The 18,623-nt window shown below is 42.7% G+C and carries 17 protein-coding genes and 1 other RNA gene; 5 read left to right on the forward strand and 13 right to left on the reverse strand.

Annotated features, from left to right (window positions below):
• The first annotated feature begins 43 nt into the window (after positions 1–43).
• Together recA and FTU01_RS10360 are read left to right on the forward strand one after the other, a co-directional pair.
• Positions 44–1,087, forward strand: coding sequence for a recombinase RecA (gene recA, locus FTU01_RS10355; protein ID WP_004786150.1), 1,044 nt, complete (start codon positions 44–46; stop codon positions 1,085–1,087).
• A gap of 75 nt (positions 1,088–1,162) precedes the next feature.
• Entirely contained in the window at positions 1,163–1,777 is a 615-nt protein-coding gene (locus FTU01_RS10360) for a regulatory protein RecX (RefSeq protein WP_180139029.1), read from the forward strand.
• Between the two features lie 309 nt (positions 1,778–2,086).
• Here the strand turns inward: FTU01_RS10360 and ffs are convergent.
• An RNA gene (gene ffs / locus FTU01_RS10365) (signal recognition particle sRNA small type) lies at positions 2,087–2,183 on the reverse strand.
• Positions 2,184–2,478: 295 nt separating this feature from the next.
• Here ffs and FTU01_RS10370 point away from each other — a divergent pair.
• Entirely contained in the window at positions 2,479–3,282 is an 804-nt protein-coding gene (locus FTU01_RS10370) for a YbgF trimerization domain-containing protein (protein WP_125278335.1), read from the forward strand.
• 68 nt (positions 3,283–3,350) lie between these two features.
• Here FTU01_RS10370 and lpxA read toward each other — a convergent pair whose 3' ends face one another.
• The 12 genes from lpxA to rimO all read right to left on the reverse strand — a co-directional run bounded on the left by lpxA (position 3,351) and on the right by rimO (position 15,654).
• Positions 3,351–4,139 (reverse strand): acyl-ACP--UDP-N-acetylglucosamine O-acyltransferase, encoded by a 789-nt coding sequence (gene lpxA / locus FTU01_RS10375; protein ID WP_004786156.1) that lies wholly within the window; start codon positions 4,137–4,139, stop codon positions 3,351–3,353.
• Entirely contained in the window at positions 4,136–4,621 is a 486-nt protein-coding gene (fabZ, locus tag FTU01_RS10380) for a 3-hydroxyacyl-ACP dehydratase FabZ (protein WP_171064833.1), read from the reverse strand. Before fabZ ends, lpxA begins: the two co-directional genes overlap by 4 nt.
• Positions 4,622–4,626: 5 nt before the next feature.
• Positions 4,627–5,697 carry a UDP-3-O-(3-hydroxymyristoyl)glucosamine N-acyltransferase gene (lpxD, locus tag FTU01_RS10385; protein WP_180003115.1) on the reverse strand — a complete coding sequence of 357 codons (1,071 nt, stop codon included), beginning with the start codon at positions 5,695–5,697 and terminating at the stop codon, positions 4,627–4,629.
• Positions 5,698–5,700: 3 nt separating this feature from the next.
• On the reverse strand, positions 5,701–6,192 hold the full coding sequence (locus tag FTU01_RS10390) for an OmpH family outer membrane protein (RefSeq protein ID WP_218952532.1): 492 nt from the start codon (positions 6,190–6,192) through the stop codon (positions 5,701–5,703).
• Between the two features lie 80 nt (positions 6,193–6,272).
• Positions 6,273–8,717, reverse strand: coding sequence for an outer membrane protein assembly factor BamA (bamA, locus tag FTU01_RS10395; protein ID WP_180139032.1), 2,445 nt, complete (start codon positions 8,715–8,717; stop codon positions 6,273–6,275).
• Between the two features lie 38 nt (positions 8,718–8,755).
• On the reverse strand, positions 8,756–10,111 hold the full coding sequence (rseP, locus tag FTU01_RS10400; RefSeq protein ID WP_180139034.1) for an RIP metalloprotease RseP: 1,356 nt from the start codon (positions 10,109–10,111) through the stop codon (positions 8,756–8,758).
• A 3-nt stretch (positions 10,112–10,114) separates the two neighbouring features.
• On the reverse strand, positions 10,115–11,311 hold the full coding sequence (gene ispC, locus FTU01_RS10405) for a 1-deoxy-D-xylulose-5-phosphate reductoisomerase (RefSeq protein WP_180014140.1): 1,197 nt from the start codon (positions 11,309–11,311) through the stop codon (positions 10,115–10,117).
• Complete coding sequence (locus FTU01_RS10410; protein WP_004786167.1) at positions 11,312–12,136, reverse strand: phosphatidate cytidylyltransferase; 825 nt, start codon at positions 12,134–12,136, stop codon at positions 11,312–11,314.
• 5 nt (positions 12,137–12,141) lie between these two features.
• Complete coding sequence (gene uppS, locus FTU01_RS10415) at positions 12,142–12,894, reverse strand: polyprenyl diphosphate synthase (RefSeq protein WP_179992307.1); 753 nt, start codon at positions 12,892–12,894, stop codon at positions 12,142–12,144.
• A gap of 7 nt (positions 12,895–12,901) precedes the next feature.
• Complete coding sequence (frr, locus tag FTU01_RS10420) at positions 12,902–13,456, reverse strand: ribosome recycling factor (RefSeq protein ID WP_005235283.1); 555 nt, start codon at positions 13,454–13,456, stop codon at positions 12,902–12,904.
• Between the two features lie 79 nt (positions 13,457–13,535).
• The gene (gene pyrH, locus FTU01_RS10425; RefSeq protein WP_004786170.1) at positions 13,536–14,264 is read right to left on the reverse strand and encodes a UMP kinase; all 729 of its coding nucleotides are present in this window, start codon (positions 14,262–14,264) and stop codon (positions 13,536–13,538) included.
• A gap of 46 nt (positions 14,265–14,310) precedes the next feature.
• Entirely contained in the window at positions 14,311–15,654 is a 1,344-nt protein-coding gene (gene rimO / locus FTU01_RS10430) for a 30S ribosomal protein S12 methylthiotransferase RimO (protein WP_004786172.1), read from the reverse strand.
• A gap of 350 nt (positions 15,655–16,004) precedes the next feature.
• On the opposite strand from rimO, the gene glnL reads away from it, so the two are divergent.
• Both glnL and glnG read left to right on the forward strand, forming a co-directional pair.
• On the forward strand, positions 16,005–17,114 hold the full coding sequence (gene glnL, locus FTU01_RS10435; RefSeq protein WP_125278343.1) for a nitrogen regulation protein NR(II): 1,110 nt from the start codon (positions 16,005–16,007) through the stop codon (positions 17,112–17,114).
• The gene (gene glnG / locus FTU01_RS10440; RefSeq protein ID WP_034702648.1) at positions 17,101–18,582 is read left to right on the forward strand and encodes a nitrogen regulation protein NR(I); all 1,482 of its coding nucleotides are present in this window, start codon (positions 17,101–17,103) and stop codon (positions 18,580–18,582) included. Before glnL ends, glnG begins: the two co-directional genes overlap by 14 nt.
• The last annotated feature ends 41 nt before the right edge of the window (positions 18,583–18,623 follow it).

An 18,623-nucleotide genomic window follows, 5' to 3' on the forward strand; every position in this document is an offset into this window, starting at 1 on the left:
CCACTTGAGTACTAAGTTTGTGACATCGTATTGAGGTTGTAAGATGGATGAGAATAAAAACAAGGCGCTCAACGCTGCCTTAAGCCAGATTGAAAAACAGTTTGGTAAAAACACAGTGATGCGTCTTGGTGACAATACCGTGCAAGCAGTTGAAGCTGTATCTACAGGTTCTTTAACGCTTGATATTGCACTCGGTATTGGTGGTTTACCGAAAGGCCGTATTATCGAGATTTATGGTCCTGAATCCTCAGGTAAGACCACAATGACATTGCAAGCGATTGCTGAATGTCAAAAAGCTGGCGGTACATGTGCATTCATCGATGCCGAGCACGCGCTTGATCCTCAATATGCCCGTAAACTCGGTGTAGATATTGATAACCTGTTGGTTTCTCAGCCAGATAACGGTGAACAGGCACTTGAAATCGCTGACATGCTGGTACGTTCTGGTGCGATTGACCTGATCGTAGTCGACTCTGTTGCTGCATTGACGCCTCGTGCCGAGATTGAAGGCGAAATGGGTGACTCACATATGGGTCTGCAAGCACGTTTGATGAGCCAGGCACTGCGTAAAATTACCGGTAATGCCAAGCGTTCAAACTGTATGGTGATTTTCATTAACCAGATCCGTATGAAGATTGGTGTAATGTTCGGTAGCCCGGAAACAACTACTGGTGGTAATGCACTAAAATTCTATGCTTCTGTACGTCTGGATATCCGCCGTATCGGTCAGGTGAAAGAAGGCGACGAGATTGTAGGTTCTGAAACCAAAGTCAAAGTTGTGAAAAATAAAATGGCGCCTCCATTCAGAGAAGCTCTGTTCCAGATTCTGTATGGTAAAGGTGTTAACCATCTTGGTGAACTGATTGACCTTGCAGTACAGCAAGAAATTGTTCAGAAAGCGGGTGCATGGTATTCATATCAAGGCGACAAGATTGGCCAAGGTAAGAACAATACCATCCGTTATCTGGAAGAACACAAAGAGCTGGCGGATACTATTGAAAAACTGATCCGTGAGCAACTGCTTACTACAGGCAAAGTAGTCGAAGATAAAGACGAAGAAGAACCAGCAGACTTTCTGGATGCATAATCCTTGAACGTCATAGCAGAGCGCCCTACGGGGCGTTTTTGTTATTATGGAATAGATATTTTTATCGAGATCAATATGTCAGACGCAAAATTCAGCAAACTTTTGGACTATGACGCGATTAAACAGCAGTTTGGTGATGCTGAAGATTCAGTCACTCCTGCACCTGTTGAGTCACAGACTTTGCCAGAATTTGATCCGGAAGACAGCTTATTTGGTAACTCCGATAAAGAGCAGAAGAAACCCGGTCTAACCGGCACCCGTTTGCGTTCTTATGCCTTTGCTGTACTAACTCGCAAAGAATACTCCAAAGCTGAACTCATTGAGAAACTGGCGCTTTATGCAGAAGATCGAAATGAAGTGGTCACTTTGGTTGAAGAGCTATCTAGAGAAAACTATCAAAGTGATCAACGTGTCGCTGAAATCATGTTATCGAGCCAAAAGCGTAAAGGCAAAGGTCCCAATCAGATTAAAATGAAGCTGAAAAGCAAAAAAATTGATACTGCCCTGATCAGTGAAGAACTAAAAGAAACGGACTGGGTACAACAGGCTTATGAACTGAAGCTTAGAAAATATGGTCCAGAAGTGACGAAAGACCCAAAACTTAAAGCCAAACAGATCCGTTTTCTAATGTATCGTGGTTTTGAAATGGATGCGATCATGAAAGCGATTAGCCGCAAAGCCGAAGATTAATTCTTTTGTATTTGTGAAAAATATGCTTAGGCTATTTTTTTATTTTCCTCTTTGCCATCCTGCTTAACTTAAATAGTTTCCCTTAATTTACAATTAATCCCGAACAACAAAAAGCTTTCAAAAGCTCAAATTAAGATAGTCTATTCAAAAGATTGAATTTCAATATTCCAAACAATATGGCATCCACGAAAGCAGCTGTGAATAGAAGATTGAAAGTAAAGATTAAAAGGAATAGAAAACAATAGAAATTAAGATTGAAAAATAAAAAAATAATATAGAGAAATTTTATAATTATAAATCTGGTGGCAACCCTACCAGCAAAACTCCGGCACATCATAGATCTACTACCGTTGCTACCTTCCGGTCCTGGCGGGGTTCATAGAGTACAATTGCGAAGTAACCGGCAGGGCTACCATTACAGGAACAGAGTATAGAGATTTTTATTGAAGTTGCAAGGGCTGTATTTCAAATTTTCGGCATAAGCTATCCGTTTGATTATTTTAAAAACAATATGCCCCAAGATGCTGATTTTTTAATATTCTTCACAATTAATTCATGAATATCGAAATTCACATGATCTTTGTAAAACCTTGTTGCAATTTCTAAAAATGCCGTTTTAAATGTGAAGCTATAAACGGGTTATCTCTTTTAGAATAAATGAGCTGCGGATACATAATCTCGCCAAGAATCATGGAACTTATATGATGTTTAAGAAACAGGTATTGTGTGCCCTCACTGCACTCTGTACAACCTCTCTTTTTGCTGCGATTCCTATCGAATCACGTGGACTCAGCCAAGGTGCTCAATCAAATAATATCAGCACTCAATCTGCCATTGCGACAGGCGCAGATGCACCTCAGACCAATACCAGCTGGCAGCTTATGCAAAAAAACCAGCAGCTTGAAAATGATCTACGCAGTTTACGTGGAAAAATCGAAGAACAAGAAAATGAGATCGAGAGATTAAAGAGCGAATTAACCAACCGCTATGCCGATCTAGATCAACGTCTGGAACTATTGCAGCAAAAAATTGAACCTGCTGAAGATACTCCCGCGGAGGATAACCAACAGGATATTTCTCCCAGTGTAAGCTCTAATGCTCCAGTAGCGACCAATCAGGCATCTACAACGCAACAGCCGAGTGAGCAGGAAAAAGCGGCTTATACCATTGCACTAGATGCCTATAAAAATGGTGGTGCAGCTAAAGCCATTGCGCCCATGCAAAATTTCATCAAGAATAATCCGAATAGCGTCTATATCAGCAATGCTCACTTCTGGTTAGCCGAATTTAACCTGTCGATTGACCCACCGAATTTTAATGAAGCAAAGAAGAATTATCTGATTGTGGTTGACCGCTATCCAAATTCTGCAAAAGCCTCTACTGCCCTTTATCAGCTTTATAATATTAGTAAGGATGTAGAAAAGAACACTACTCTTGCTTCGCAATATAAAGCGAAACTACTCAAGAACTATCCGAAAGCTGAAGAAGTTAAATTTTTGAAGTAAATAAAAAGTCCCATAAAAAAAGACACCACGAAGGTGTCTTTTTTTAATTCTACTTTCATTTCTTTAGCTTAGCGCACAATGCCACGCTTTGATTGTTCGAGTGAATCAATCAGACGTTGTGCTTCAGAAACTTCTGGAAGAATCTCGTTACGGATTTTCTCGATGGCTTCCTGAGTCGTTAAGCCAGATTTGTAAATCAGCTTAAAGGATTCACGTAAACCATTAATCACGTCTTTCGACCAGCCTTTACGACGCATGCCTTCAACATTCATGGCAAATGCATGGGCCGGGTTACCCGATACCATCACATAGGCAGGAACATCTTTCAGAATCAGTGAAGCACCACCAATCATGCTGTAAGAGTCAATTTTACAGAACTGGTGAATACCTGAGTTACCACCAATCACGACATAATCGCCTACGTGTACGTGACCCGCCACACCGACATTATTTGCGAAAATATTATGATCACCAACCATACAGTCATGTGCAATATGGGTATTTACCATTAACAGGTTATGACTGCCAATCTTGGTAATACCTTTGTCCTGCACCGTACCGCGGTGCAGACTGCAGTGTTCACGGATCTTGTTATAATCACCAATTTCCAGCCAGGTTTCCTCACCTGCATATTTCAGATCCTGGCAGACTTCACCAACACTGGCGAACTGAAAAATTTCATTATGTTCACCAATACGTGTGAAACCACCTACCACGACATGTGAATGCAGTTTGGTACCAGCACCAATCGTGACATTTGGCCCAATAATACAGTAAGGGCCAATCTGTACATCTGCAGCAATTACTGCAGATGCGTCAATGATGGCAGTTGGATGAATTAGGGGATTATTGCTCATGCCTGCTCGACTTTCAGATGGGAAACCATAATTTCCGCGGTTGTTGCGACAATGCCATCTACTGTGGCAATGCAATTATATTTATAAATGCCACGTTTTTGCATCACTAATTCAGATTTAAGTACTAATTGGTCACCAGCAACCACTTGTTTTTTAAATCGAACCTTTTCAGCGCCAGCAAAAAGGAATAATGAACCTTCTTTTGGAGTTTCATTATTCATGACAAAACCAAGGATACCTGAGATCTGTGCTAATGCCTCTACAATCAATACGCCTGGCATGATTGGATAGTTCGGAAAATGGCCTTGCAGAAACTCTTCATTAATTGAGACGTTTTTATAACCAACAATACCATTTTCAGTAATATCGACGACGCGATCTACCAGCAGAAATGGATAGCGATGGGGTAAATATTCACGAATCTTTTGAATATTCATTGGCAATTCAGGCTTCGTGAATGTAGGCAAATTCGACTCTGTCATCATAATTATTTACGCAACTTAAATGTTGATTCAATGGACTCAATTTGAGATTGCATATGATCCAATCGTTTCACCAACTGGGTCAATGGCACATCTGCTAATTGTCTTAAGCGAACCACTGTGCGTTTCCATTGCTGATTTGGCAACAATCCCATGCCTGAAGAATAAGTGCCTTCTTCAGTAATGTTATTTGTCACCATTGACATTCCTGTCAAGGTCACATTATCGGTGATATGTAGGTGTCCTGCTACCCCACAAGCCCCAGCGAGAATACAGTTTTTGCCAATCGTGGTACTACCGGCAATCCCGCATTTGGCTGCAATCGCAGTATTTTCACCAATCTTGACGTTATGGGCGATTTGCACAAGATTATCAATAATGACACCTTGTTCCAGAATTGTGTCATCCAGTGCACCTCGGTCAATACTACAGTTTGAGCCGATCCGGACATCATCTGCAATACGGACTGAACCCAACTGGGCAATTCGATGCCATTTCCCTTGATAAGGTGCAAAACCAAAACCTTCACTACCAATTACGGTATTGGCATGGATCCGAACACGATTACCGATTTTTGTAGCACCTGTTAAAGTCACATGTGCATCAATAAAACAGTCACGGCCAATTTCAACCTGGTCGTCGATCTGAACGTGTGACTGGATAATCGTATTTTCACCCACCACACAATTCTCACCAATAACGGCATAGTGGCCAATATAGGCACTGTCAGCAATGATGGCAGATGGATGAATTTGTGCGGTACTTTCAATTCCCTGAATCGTATGTTTTTTCTCAAAAACGTGAGTCAGAATTGCAAAAGCCAGATAAGGATTGGCTACGACAATGAAGTTCTGCTGGGAAGTTAGCTGCTCTTTTAATTCAGCAGTCACAATTAAAGCGCCCGCCTTACTCTGAGCTGCCTGTTCCAGATATTTATCTGCATTGACAAATGCAAGGTCATGAGAGGTTGCATTTTCAAGACTTGCCAAACCTCTCAAACATAAATCTGCCTGACCTACATACTCACCTTGGACAAGACGAGCGAGGTCAGCTAACTGAAGTTTTTGATGATTCATCGATTATTTAATTGCATTAACCTTTTGAATCATTTTATCAGTTAAATCATACTTCGCGTCATAAGCAAGTACGGAATTTTTATTTAAAACCACATCTAGCTTGTTTTCTTGGCGTAATTGTTCAGCAGCACGCTTCAGATTTCCTTCAAAAGCTTTATTTACACTTTGCATACGCGTTTGCACGGTTGCCTGTACCTGTTGCTGCACCCCTGCCAGTTGAGTCGCTTTGCCTTCAAATTCTTTGGCTATTTTTTCACGTTCTGCTGGTGTTTTTGCAGCCTGACCTTTTTGCTTGATTGCAGCAAGGTCTTTTTGAAACTGTGCAATCTGTGCGGTTTGCGGCTTAATGTCATTTTCCAGAGTGGCATTTTGCTGCTTTAAATAGATACTGTTTTGTACTACTTTTTCTAGATCAACGATTCCGTAATCATCGGCATGTGACAATGAAGTTAAACCCGCTAAAGCAATACCCATTGCCATCATCATTTTTTTCATGTTTTTACCCATTCAAAAAATTTTGCTCACAAAACCTGATGGCTTCATGAGCAAAATTTGTATTTAAGATCAAAGTTTTCTTAGAAAGTACGTCCAATTTCAAACTGAACATTTTGAGTTTCATCACCGTCTTTATCATTCAACGGGTATGCATAGCTCAGTGATAATGGACCAATCATGGTAATCCAGGTGAAACCAGCACCTACGCTATAACGCATATTGCCTGCATCGAAATCAAAGTTATCCTTACAATATTGGCGCAGCTCAGCAGATTGTGAAACATCACATTTTGTATCAAATACTTGAGCACCTTCAGCAAAAAGAACTGGACGAACCTGACGCGCCCAATCCCCCTTAAATGGAACAGGGAGAACTAATTCAGTACCAAACTGAACCAAGGCATTACCGCCCACTTCTTCTGGATCAAAATTACTCAAGCCTGAATTTTCAGCATATACACTGTCATACTTTGGACCTAAAGTACTATTTTCATAACCACGCACAGAACCATAACCACCGGCATAGAAGTTCTTATAGAAAGGTAGGTCATTACCATAGCCTAAACGGCCATAACCACGTAGAACAAAATCTTTGCCTAACGGGAAGAAAGCCTGCGCATCATAAGTCAGTTTTTGATACTCCACATCGCTACCTGGCAAGGCAATTTCTGCATTGACACGATGTGACATACCTGTCGTCGGGAACATTGGACGGTTTAAAGTATTATAAGACCATCCTAAGTTTAGGTTATAGGTTAAAAATTCACCTTGGAAACGATCTGCTTTTGGTTCTGTAGCACAAGGGTTAGCATCATCAATACAATAAGGACTTTGGCCTATTGTTTTACCATCATTTGCTAATAAGTAATCACGAACATAAGTAGAAACACCATTACCCGTAGTTACCTCAGTATTATCGATATTTAAACCTAAGCTTACACTCTGATTCTCATCAATTGGATAACCAAAATTAATACCACCACCAAAACTGTCTGTAACATAATTATTTACGTTGTAATTATCATCTAGCTTTGTTTTACGGTAGTAAAGATTATAACCGCGACGTACACCATCAATCGTGAAGTACGGGTCCATTACACTCAAGTTATAATAATCTTGAGTTTCAGAACGTGACAAATCAATCGAAACGCTGTTCCCTGTACCTAGGAAGTTAGTCTGACTTAATCCAGCCTGGAACGTTACACCACCACTTTGAGAGAAACCAACAGCTAGAGTACTTGTACCTGAATGCTGTTCTTCAACTGCCACATTCAAATCAATTTGATCTGGTGATCCAGGAATACGAACAGGTTTGATATCAACTGTTTTAAAGAAACCAGTACGCTCTAAACGTACTTTAGACAGGTCAATCTTCTCATTGCTTGCCAGCGCACTTTCCATCTGGCGCATTTCACGACGCAATACTTCATCGGCAGTTTTAGAATTACCTGTGAAGTTGATCCGACGCACAGTGACTTGTTGACCCGGATTAATATAGTAGTTCAGGTCAACCTGTTTAGTTTCGTTATTGATTTGAGGTACAACATTTACTTCAGCATAGTAATAACCAGCATTACCATATTTACGTAGCAATAGCTGTTTGACCGCATTCACTCGTTCCTGAGAGTAAGTGTCGCCTTCTTTATACAACTGCAAAGCTTGTAACTCTTCAGGTTTATAAAGCGCATCGCCCAAGAATTTGGTTTGTCCAAACTTAAACTGTTCGCCTTCATTGACTGAAACTTCAATAAAGACATTCTTTTTATCTTCACTCAGGTTCAGACTTGAATTGGTAATATTGAAGTTGATGTAACCACGGTTCAGATACATCGCACGTAAAGCTTCCAGGCTCGCAGCCATTTTTTCACGTGCATAACGGTCATTACGTGAAATGACCGAGCTCCAGCCACTTTCTTTAACAGCGAAAGCCTGCTTGATATCTGATTCTTTAAAGACAGTATTGCCGATAATATTGATATCAAAAACTTTAGCGGCTTTACCTTCAACAAAATCAATCAGCACTTCAACGCGGTTATTTGGTCGCGGTGTCGTTGTTACCGTAATATCGGCATCATAACGACCTTGCTGCATATATTGCTGTTCCAGCTCGGTTTCGACTGTTTGCAGTGCAGATTTCTTCAGTACCTCACCTTCAGCCAGACCCATTTTTTTCAGGCCTTCTTCCAGTGCTTCCTTTGGAATCAGCTTATTGCCTTTCAGCTCAATTTTCGAAATTACCGGACGTTCTACGACCTGGAATACCAAGGTATTGCCCTGCTGAATGGCTTTAATGTCATCAAATAGCCCAGATGCATACAGGCTACGAATCGCATTGGCAATAATCGGATCATTCACCCGGTCACCACTGTTGATTGGCACCAAGCCGTACACATTTTCAGGAGTTAAACGCACCAATCCATCAAATTTTATATCTTGTACAATGAAGTCTTCTGCCGCATATACTTGTTGTGCTACTGCCATTGCACTAACGAGTGCCAAAGGCATAAATAAATGTGTGTGCTGCATGCCAGTCTTTTCCGCTGTTAATTATTCCATTTACGTTATTATAAACGCATAAAGTCATTAAATAATGCCAAAAGCATCATACTGCCGAGCAGTACCATACCAATTTTTAATCCAACCAATTGTATTTGTTCAGAAACAGGTTTACCACGAATTAATTCGATAAAATAATAAACCAGATGTCCGCCATCAAGCATTGGGATTGGCAATAAGTTTAATATCCCTAAACTTACACTCATTAGCGCCATAAAGGAAATAAAAGTTTCCCAACCCATTTCCGCGCTTTGTCCCGCCACTTTGGCAATGGTAATCGGGCCAGAAAGATTATCCAGACCAATCAGACCACGTACCATTTTGACGATCGAGTTCAGAATCATTGAAGACAGATGTGCTGTCTTGTCAAAGGCCATCACCATCGCCTCAACAGGCGTATAGTGAATAGTCTGTTTATATTCAGCAGGAATTGTCACCTTGCCCGGATCGCTTTGAACTCCGAGCATACCGGTTACATTCCCCATATTGTCACGTTTGCCTTGCGGCATGACCTGAAGATGCACGACCTGATTACCACGTAATACATCTATCTTAAGTAATTTTTCTGGTGATGCCTGTACCACTTGTACCACATCGAACCAGTCTTTCATCTGTACACCATCAATCGCCAGAATCTTGTCACCTTCTTTAAGACCCTGACGAATGGCTGCACCATCTTCACTCAGTTTGCTCACCACAGCCGGAATTTCCGGACGATATGGCAAGAAACCTAGTGTATCAAGAGGTGACTGACTTTGATCTTTAAGAAAGTCTTGAATTGGTAACTGGAATATCTTGTTTTCACCCGCACGATCTGCCTGAATCGAAACCACACCAGTTTCACCCACACGATCCACCAAGGCATAACTCAGTTTTTCCCAAGTTTCGACTTGTGTACCATCTACAGTGACAATCTTGTCGCCCGGCTGCATCTGTACCGCGGCTGCAGGTGTGTTTGGTAAGACCTTACCTACACGAGTATTCAGCTGTTCCTGTGCAGGTAAAAAAAGTACCCAAAACAGGACAACAGCTAAAAGCAGGTTAATGAGAGGACCCGCAGCAACGATGGCAATACGTTTCCAGGGATGCTGACGGTTAAAGGCTTTAGGCAAGTCTTCTTCTGCCACACTGCCTTCACGCTCGTCCAGCATTTTGACATAACCACCCAAAGGCAAAGCTGAAAGCTGATATTGGATACCGGATTTTTTGGAAGTCCACTTTAGAAGGGTTGGTCCAAAACCAATGGAATAGACCAGTACTTTAACGCCCAGTTTACGTGCCACAATGTAGTGACCAAACTCGTGAATCGCAATTAAGGGACCGAGTAATAGGATTGCGGCTGCAATAATAAACAAGGCGTTCATGTCTTAACTTCCTTTATTCACAACATATTGCTGTGATAAACCTCGTGCTGTGTGATCTGCATGCAGGATAGTATCCAGATCGTGTGCTGGTTGATTGTCCATCTGGTTCAGGACAGTTTCAACCACCTGAGGAATTTGGGTAAATCTGATTTGCTGATTTAAAAATGCAGCAACTGCAATTTCATTGGCCGCATTCAAAATTGTAGGCGCAATTCCACCACTCTTCATGGCTTGACGCGCTAATTTCAGTGCCGGAAAACGAACCACATCCGGTTCCTGGAAATTCAGTTGTGAATGCTTAAACAAATCCAGAGCCGGGATATGGGTACTGATCCGTTGTGGCCATGCCAAAGCATGTGCAATTGGCGTGCCCATATCCGGGTTGCCCATTTGTGCCAATGTTGACCCGTCCACATATTGCACCATGGAATGAATAATACTCTGTGGATGCACAACAACTGTAACAAATTGTTCTTGAACTGCAAACAAATGACACGCTTCGATAAGTTCCAGTCCCTTATTCATTAAAGTAGCGGAATCTACGGAAATCTTTTGCCCCATTGACCAGTTAGGATGTTTGCAGGCTTGAGCAGGTGTCACATCATGCAATTGTTCAAGCGAATGGTTCAGGAATGGACCGCCAGAAGCAGTCAGTAAAATCTGATGAACACCGAGCTTAGGTTGACCATTACGTTCGGCATCAAAGTAGTTTTGAGGCAGGCACTGGAAAATTGCATTATGTTCAGAGTCGACAGGCAATAATAATGCACCATAATCTCGCGCGGCTTGCATCATGATGTCGCCGGACATGACCAAGGCTTCTTTATTGGCCAACAGGACACGCTTACCCGCTTTGACTGCAGCCAATGTAGGAAGCAGGCCTGCCGCCCCGACTATTGCTGCCATCACAATATCAACATCAGCATGCTCTGCGACTGAAATTAAGCCCGCTTCATCCTGAAGAATTTCGATATCTGATAAGCCCTGCACTTGTAGCAACTGAGAAAGCTCATCGACCTTATTTGCAGGCACTACAGCCACTTTAGGACGGTACTGCTGACAGATTTCTGCCAGCTCAGTAATACGACTTTGCGCTGTCACAGCGAAAACCGAGTAAGCTTCAGGATGTTGCTGCAAAATTTTTAAAGTACTTTGACCAATTGAACCTGTAGCACCCAGTATACAAACAGCTTGTGACATTTATAAATCTACGCCAATAAGTTTTAAAACATATATGCCTGTTGCAAAGATAGGAGCTGCAGCAAGCAAAGAATCAATACGATCTAGTACACCACCATGACCCGGCAAAATACGGCCCGAATCCTTGATTCCAGCACGACGCTTGATCATGGATTCAAACAGGTCACCTAGCACTGAACTAAATACGGTAATAACAGAAAGGATCAGGAACAGACATAACTCTGGCCAGGTCATATCCAGATAAAGTGAAGCGACGGCAACCACGATGAGCATGGAGGTAAGAATACCGCCGTATAGACCTTCTACCGACTTGTTTGGGCTGACATTTGGTGCGAGTTTTTTCTTGCCGAATTTGCGTCCAACAAAGTAAGCGCCACTGTCTGCACCCCAAACCAGCAGGAACAGGTACATTAACCACCATGGAGAGTTTAGCCAAACCGAGAAGATTGCTGTAACAGCAGCAGAAACCAGCACAATCCCGATGCCATGCAAGCTGACATTGTACCAGCCATCATAATCAGGATAGGTTTTAACCCAGTAGATACTCAGCAACCAGGTCAGGATAGATGCCGACCATAATAATAAGGCCACATCCCAATAGTATAAAGCCAGTGCAGATAAGGCTGCAGTCAGTAGACCATAACCCCACGCCACTGGCTTGATTACATTTTTACATTTTCGCGGCATGAGTTTAAACCACTCATAGCCTGCCACCCCGGCAGCCACAACCATCAATGCGAACATTGGATATTGTGATTTGGTCGCAAACATACAGCTCAGTACGACTGCGACCAGCACCAATGCGGTTATAATCCGCTCAAACATGTGTATTAATTCTCAAGTCTTTCTTGAAGAATCTGCTCTGATGTTTTACCAAAACGACGTTCGCGCCCGCCAAATACAGCAAGTGCGTCATCGAATTCCTCTACGGTAAATTCTGGCCATAAGGTCTCAGTAAAATACAGCTCTGCATATGCTGCCTGCCAGAGCAGGAAATTGGACAGGCGGAAATCTCCACCGGTACGAATCAGCAGATCAACAGGCGGCAAGTCACTCAAACTGACATATTGACCGAACACATCAGTATCAATTGCTTCAAGATCTAATTTATTTGTTAAAACATCCGCAGCAATCTGCTTTGCAGCTTGTGCCATGTCCCACATTCCACCATAGCTGATTGCAATGGTAAGCGTCATACTATCGAAATTAGCAGTCCTTTGTTCTGCTTGCAACATCAATGCTTGCAGTTCAGGAGATAAACGCGACCGATCACCAATAAAACGTAAAGCAATATTAAATTTTTGCATACGTGGCAACTGTTCATGAATCGTGTCTTCCAACAACTTCATGAGCAGGTCGACCTCATATTGGGGACGGTTCCAGTTTTCGCTGGAGAATGCAAAGACCGTTAAAGCCTGGATATTTCTTTTTCTACAATGTTCAACAATCGGGTCTAGAACCGTTTTTCCTTCACGGTGTCCATCGCCTTTCTGCATCTGATTTTTTTTGGCAAAACGATTGTTGCCATCCATGATGATGGCAACATGTTTTGGAAGACGGGAATTTTCTTCAGAAGCGGTCATTGATGAATTAGACCTTCATCAATTCAGCTTCTTTCGCAGCCAAGCGTTTGTCTACTTCAGCAACAAATTTGTCTGTGATTTTCTGAATTTCGTCAGATGCACGACGTTCATCATCTTCAGAAATTTCTTTTTCTTTCAACAATGCTTTGATGTCACCCAATACATCACGACGGATATTACGGATCGCAACTTTGGCATTTTCAGCTTCGTTACGTGCAACTTTCTGCATGTCACGACGGGTTTCTTCAGTTAGTGCAGCCATCGGTACACGGATCGCATCAGCAGTAATCGGGTTCAAACCAAGATCAGACTCACGGATCGCCTTATCAATCGCAGCAACCATTGAACGTTCAAATGGTTGAACCAGCAATGTACGTGAATCTTCCACGCCTACGTTTGCAACCTGATTCAATGGCACATCAGAGCCGTAGTAAGGAACCATGACGCCGTTCAAAATTGATGGATGCGCACGTCCGGTACGAACTTTAGCGAAACCATGTTCTAACGAGTCAAGAGACTTGTTCATACGCTCTTCTGCGTCTTTTTTAAGATCGTTAATCATATGATCTTCCTTACTTAATTCTTAAAAGATGTATTTACTAAATTAGGAGGTAGTATAAAGGGCTTTGTAGCTCACGTCATTAATTGGTGACGTGAGTTCCTTCTTTTTCACCCATCACCACTGAAAGCAATGCGCCAGATTTGTTCATGTCAAATACTTGAAGTGGCACATTGTGGTCACGACATAAGCAGATCGCAGTTAAATCCATGACGCCCAACTTCTCGTCCAGCACCTGATCAAATGTCAAAGTATCGTATTTCACGGCATCTTCGTATTTGCTTGGATCTTTGTTATAAACACCATCAACCTTAGTAGCTTTCAGGATCAGGTCAGATTCAATCTCGATACCACGCAAGCATGCTGCTGTATCCGTAGTAAAGAACGGATTACCTGTACCCGCAACAAATACGCACACTTCACCTTGAGTCAGATGACGGATGGCATCGCGGCTAGAATAAGATTCAACCACTGCACCAATCGGTAATGCAGACATCAAACGGGTTTTGATATTACGGCGTACCAAAGCATCGCGTAATGCCAGACCGTTCATGACAGTTGCCAGCATACCCATCTGGTCACCGGTTACACGACCTACCAGACCATCTTTTTGCAACTGGCTACCACGGTACAGGTTACCACCGCCCACGACGATACCGACTTGTACACCCAAACCCACGAGATGCGCAATAGAAAGTGACATTTGATCGAGCACTTGTGCATCGATACCCATGTCTTTGTTCCCTGCCAGTGCTTCACCAGATAGCTTTAGCAGGATGCGACCAAATCGTGGCTTTTTAGAATCCAACATCATAAAACTCCAAATTATTTAATATAAATTCTTTTAATTCAAAATCTTAAGCAGACTTGATTGAGATCAGCTTAGCAAATAAATCATATTCATCTGCATCAGTGATTTCGACTTCAAGCAAATCCCCTGCCTTAATCACACTTTTGTCGATATCTTCAACAAAAACATTACCATCAATTTCAGGCGCATCCGCATATGAGCGTGCTACAGCAACCGGGAATTCTTCTTCTAGATCATCGACTAGCACAGTCATTTTCTGGCCAATACGTTTTTGTAGCTTCGCTGCTGAAATTTCCTGCTGAACCTGCATGAAACGTTCATAACGTTCTTGCTTGATCTCTTCCGGCACATGGTCTGGAAGATCATTCGCTGTCGCACCTTCAACTGGTGAATAAGTAAAACAGCCCACACGATCTAGCTGTGCTTCTTTCAGCCAGTCCAGAAGCATCTGGAAATCTTCTTCCGTTTCGCCCGGGAAACCCACCACAAATGTAGAACGGATGACTAGGTCAGGACATTTCTCACGCCATACTTTTAAACGCTCCAGTGTATTTTCACTGTGCGCTGGACGTTTCATCAGTTTCAGGATTCTTGGGCTGGCATGCTGGAATGGAATATCCAGATAAGGCAGGATTTTGCCTTGAGCCATCAAATCGATCACGGCATCTACGTGTGGATATGGATAAACATAGTGCAGACGCACCCAGATGCCCAATTGACCCAGTGCTTCACACATGTCATAGAATTTGGTTTTAACTGGCTGGCCGTTCCAGAAGTCCAGTTTGTATTTGGTGTCAACGCCATAAGCAGAAGTATCTTGGGAGATTACGAGTACTTCTTTGACACCTGAACGTTTCAGTGCTGCAGCTTCTTCAAGCACAGAACCGACTGGACGGGAAACCAGATCACCACGCATGCTTGGAATGATGCAGAAGGTACAACGGTGGTTACAGCCTTCTGATATTTTCAGGTATGCATAATGTTTAGGGGTTAAACGGATACCCTGCTCAGGCACCAGATCAATAAATGGATTGTGTTTTGGCGGCTCAGGAACATACTCATGTACCGCATCCATCACTTCTTCATATGCTGCTGCACCCGTCACTTTCAGGACATTCGGGTGCATTTGGCGAATTTTATCTTCGTCTTTTCCTAGACAACCTGTTACGATGACACGACCATTCGCGCTCATCGCTTCACCGATAGCATCTAAAGACTCTTGTACTGCAGATTCAATAAAACCACAGGTATTTACTACTACTAAATCAGCACCGTCATAATCCGATGCGACATCATAACCTTCAGTCTTTAACTGAGTTAAAATTCGTTCAGAATCTACCAATGCCTTAGGACAACCTAAAGATACAAAACCGACTTTGGGGGACTTCATGAATCTGCGCTCCACTAGAATGCGCGTATTGTATGTCTTTTCGCATCATAAAAATAGTTGAAATGGCCACTCTTTGCATCACGCACTAAAATAACGCCATAAAATATTCAATATAAAAGCTTATGCACCAAAATAGATCATTTTGGGTTTACAGCCTCAATTTAATCCGTTATACCTGAGTTTGATTGGGCATCCCCGTCAGATTTCGTGCATTTTTCAGCAAAATTTTAACAAGAGTTCTAAAGTTGGCGTGCATCTTGCTTAATTTGCCTCAAATCTGAACTTTGAAATTGTTATTTTGCTTTATGAAGATGCCATTGCGCCATTTTAATACAGGAAAACCACCGCTAATGGATCAGCCTCTTTCCATCGACTATCGCCTTTTGGTGGACAACCTGACCACTGCCATTATGCTGGTTGATAGTCATCTGAATATTTATTACTTAAATACAGCCTGCGAGGCCATGTTTGATGTCAGCCTGTTACGCGCATCAGGCACGCCGGTCTTAAATATCCTGCAAGCGCCAACAGATGAATTCAATACTGAAGAATCTCTCTATAACACACTGCATACTGGCCAACCTTATACTCGCCGTGAGGCGACGATCATCGTCAACTTTAAAGACATTCATGTGGACTATACGGTTTCCCTGCTCAATGCGGGCAAGCCAAATCACCCTTTATTACTGATCGAGCTGAATCAGCGTGACCGTATGCTGAAAATCTCACGTGAAGAAAACTATATTCAGCAGCACCAGGTCGCGCGTCAGTTGATTCGTGGCGTGGCACATGAGATCAAGAATCCACTCGGTGGCATTCGTGGTGCAACCCAGCTTCTGGCACGTAGTCTTGAAGATCCAAAATATAAAGAGTTCACTGACATTATTATTAGTGAAGTGGATCGCCTGAGAAATCTGGCAGATAGCATGCTCGGTTCACGCCAGTTACCAAGCTATGAAATGGTCAATGTACATGAACCATTAGAACGCGTCCGCTCACTGATTGTGAATCAGACTAAAAAGAAAATAAAAATTACTCGGGACTATGATCTGTCCCTGCCGGAAGTTCTGGCAGATCGCGATCAGCTCATTCAGGTCATGCTAAATATCTGCGTAAATGCCGTTCAGGCGATGACAGAAAACAAGGATTTCTTTGTCGAGCATCAACCGGAACTTATTTTAAGAACCCGAATTCAGCGGCTTTATACCATTAGTGGTGTGATTCACCGATCTGTGGTTCGAATCGACATTGAAGATAATGGCCCTGGTGTTCCAGACGATATTATCGAAGCCGTGTTCTATCCACTGGTGACCAGCCGTGCCAAAGGTACCGGACTAGGTCTCAGCATTGCTCAAAATATTATGCATCAACATAACGGAATGATTGAATGCCAGTCAGTTCCAGGAAAAACCGTATTTAGCTTATTTTTACCTTGGGAGTCAGATCATGTCGCGAAATAAAATATGGGTGATTGATGACGATCGTGCCATGCGTTGGGTACTAGAAAAAACATTTAAAGAAGAAGGTTTCGACGTTACTAGTTTTGAAGAAGCCCAGTCAGCACTTGATCAGTTGGGCGTAGATGCACCTGATGTGATCCTAACCGATATCCGTATGCCAGGTATTGATGGTCTGACCTTTTTAGGCAAGGTGAAAAATACCAATCCTGATTTGCCGGTTATTATTATGACGGCGCATTCGGATCTGGAATCTGCTGTATCCAGTTATCAAACAGGTGCTTTTGAATACCTGCCAAAACCATTTGATATTGATGAAGCATTGGCACTGGTCAATCGTGCGATTTTACATATCACCAAATTACAGCAGCAAGAATCTGCCAAATCTGCACCAACCATTCAATCGACTGAGATCATTGGTGAATCGCCTGCCATGCAGGAAGTCTTCCGTGCCATTGGTCGTTTGTCTCAATCACACATTACCGTGCTGATTAATGGTGAATCCGGTACAGGTAAAGAACTGGTAGCGCATGCCCTACACCGCCATTCACCGCGTAGCAATAAACCGTTTATTGCACTGAACATGGCGGCTATTCCAAAAGACCTGATAGAGACTGAATTATTTGGTCATGAAAAAGGTGCTTTTACCGGTGCAAATACGCAACGTCAAGGCCGTTTTGAACAGGCCAACGGCGGTACGCTGTTCCTGGATGAAATTGGCGACATGCCTTTTGAAACACAAACGCGTTTATTACGTGTCCTTGCAGATGGTGAATTCTATCGCGTTGGTGGTCACATTCCGGTTAAAGTTGATGTACGTATTGTGGCTGCAACGCATCAGGACTTGGAAAAACTGGTACATGACGGCCGCTTCCGCGAAGACTTGTATCACCGTCTAAACGTGATTCGTATTCATATTCCTAAACTGGCGCATCGCTCTGAAGATATTCCGATGCTGGCACAGCACTTCTTGGCGCGTGCAGGTAAAGAACTGGGTGTAAATCCTAAAATCTTACGTCCTGAAACTCAGGAATATATGCAGAAGCTGCCTTGGCAAGGGAACGTTCGTCAGCTTGAAAATACCTGTCGCTGGCTCACAGTGATGATCACAGGCCGTGAAGTTTATCCAGAAGATCTGCCACCTGAATTAAAACAGATTCCAATTCAGCAGCAAGACCCGGGTGCTCCAATTCCAAACCCGAATCAGATTGCGCCGCATCACTGGGATGAATTACTGGGTCAATGGGCAATCCAGAAACTGAAAAACGGCGAAATGAAGCTGTTAGATGTGGCTACACCAATGTTTGAACGCACACTCATTAATGCTGCACTACAACAAACTCGTGGTCGTAAGCGTCATGCTGCAGAGCTTTTAGGTTGGGGACGTAATACCCTCACCCGTAAGCTGAAAGAGCTCGGCATGGACAGTGCGGAGGATGATGAAGTCGAAGAAGTCGAAGGCCAAGCCTGAAATTAAAAAAGCACCCTTGGGTGCTTTTTTATTGCTTATAT

The sequence above is a fragment of the Acinetobacter sp. YH12043 genome (assembly GCF_013419915.1).
In the GTDB taxonomy this organism is placed as follows: domain Bacteria; phylum Pseudomonadota; class Gammaproteobacteria; order Pseudomonadales; family Moraxellaceae; genus Acinetobacter.

Bases quoted from the DNA above. Each gene is read 5' to 3' on its own strand.
- recA (WP_004786150.1), top strand. From the start codon at position 44: ATGGATGAGAATAAAAACAAGGCGCTCAACGCTGCCTTAAGCCAGATT.
- FTU01_RS10360 (WP_180139029.1), top strand. From the start codon at position 1,163: ATGTCAGACGCAAAATTCAGCAAACTTTTGGACTATGACGCGATTAAA.
- FTU01_RS10370 (WP_125278335.1), top strand. From the start codon at position 2,479: ATGATGTTTAAGAAACAGGTATTGTGTGCCCTCACTGCACTCTGTACA.
- lpxA (WP_004786156.1), bottom strand. From the start codon at position 4,139: ATGAGCAATAATCCCCTAATTCATCCAACTGCCATCATTGACGCATCT.
- fabZ (WP_171064833.1), bottom strand. From the start codon at position 4,621: ATGACAGAGTCGAATTTGCCTACATTCACGAAGCCTGAATTGCCAATG.
- lpxD (WP_180003115.1), bottom strand. From the start codon at position 5,697: ATGAATCATCAAAAACTTCAGTTAGCTGACCTCGCTCGTCTTGTCCAA.
- FTU01_RS10390 (WP_218952532.1), bottom strand. From the start codon at position 6,192: ATGAAAAAAATGATGATGGCAATGGGTATTGCTTTAGCGGGTTTAACT.
- bamA (WP_180139032.1), bottom strand. From the start codon at position 8,717: ATGCAGCACACACATTTATTTATGCCTTTGGCACTCGTTAGTGCAATG.
- rseP (WP_180139034.1), bottom strand. From the start codon at position 10,111: ATGAACGCCTTGTTTATTATTGCAGCCGCAATCCTATTACTCGGTCCC.
- ispC (WP_180014140.1), bottom strand. From the start codon at position 11,311: ATGTCACAAGCTGTTTGTATACTGGGTGCTACAGGTTCAATTGGTCAA.
- FTU01_RS10410 (WP_004786167.1), bottom strand. From the start codon at position 12,136: ATGTTTGAGCGGATTATAACCGCATTGGTGCTGGTCGCAGTCGTACTG.
- uppS (WP_179992307.1), bottom strand. From the start codon at position 12,894: ATGACCGCTTCTGAAGAAAATTCCCGTCTTCCAAAACATGTTGCCATC.
- frr (WP_005235283.1), bottom strand. From the start codon at position 13,456: ATGATTAACGATCTTAAAAAAGACGCAGAAGAGCGTATGAACAAGTCT.
- pyrH (WP_004786170.1), bottom strand. From the start codon at position 14,264: ATGTTGGATTCTAAAAAGCCACGATTTGGTCGCATCCTGCTAAAGCTA.
- rimO (WP_004786172.1), bottom strand. From the start codon at position 15,654: ATGAAGTCCCCCAAAGTCGGTTTTGTATCTTTAGGTTGTCCTAAGGCA.
- glnL (WP_125278343.1), top strand. From the start codon at position 16,005: ATGGATCAGCCTCTTTCCATCGACTATCGCCTTTTGGTGGACAACCTG.
- glnG (WP_034702648.1), top strand. From the start codon at position 17,101: ATGTCGCGAAATAAAATATGGGTGATTGATGACGATCGTGCCATGCGT.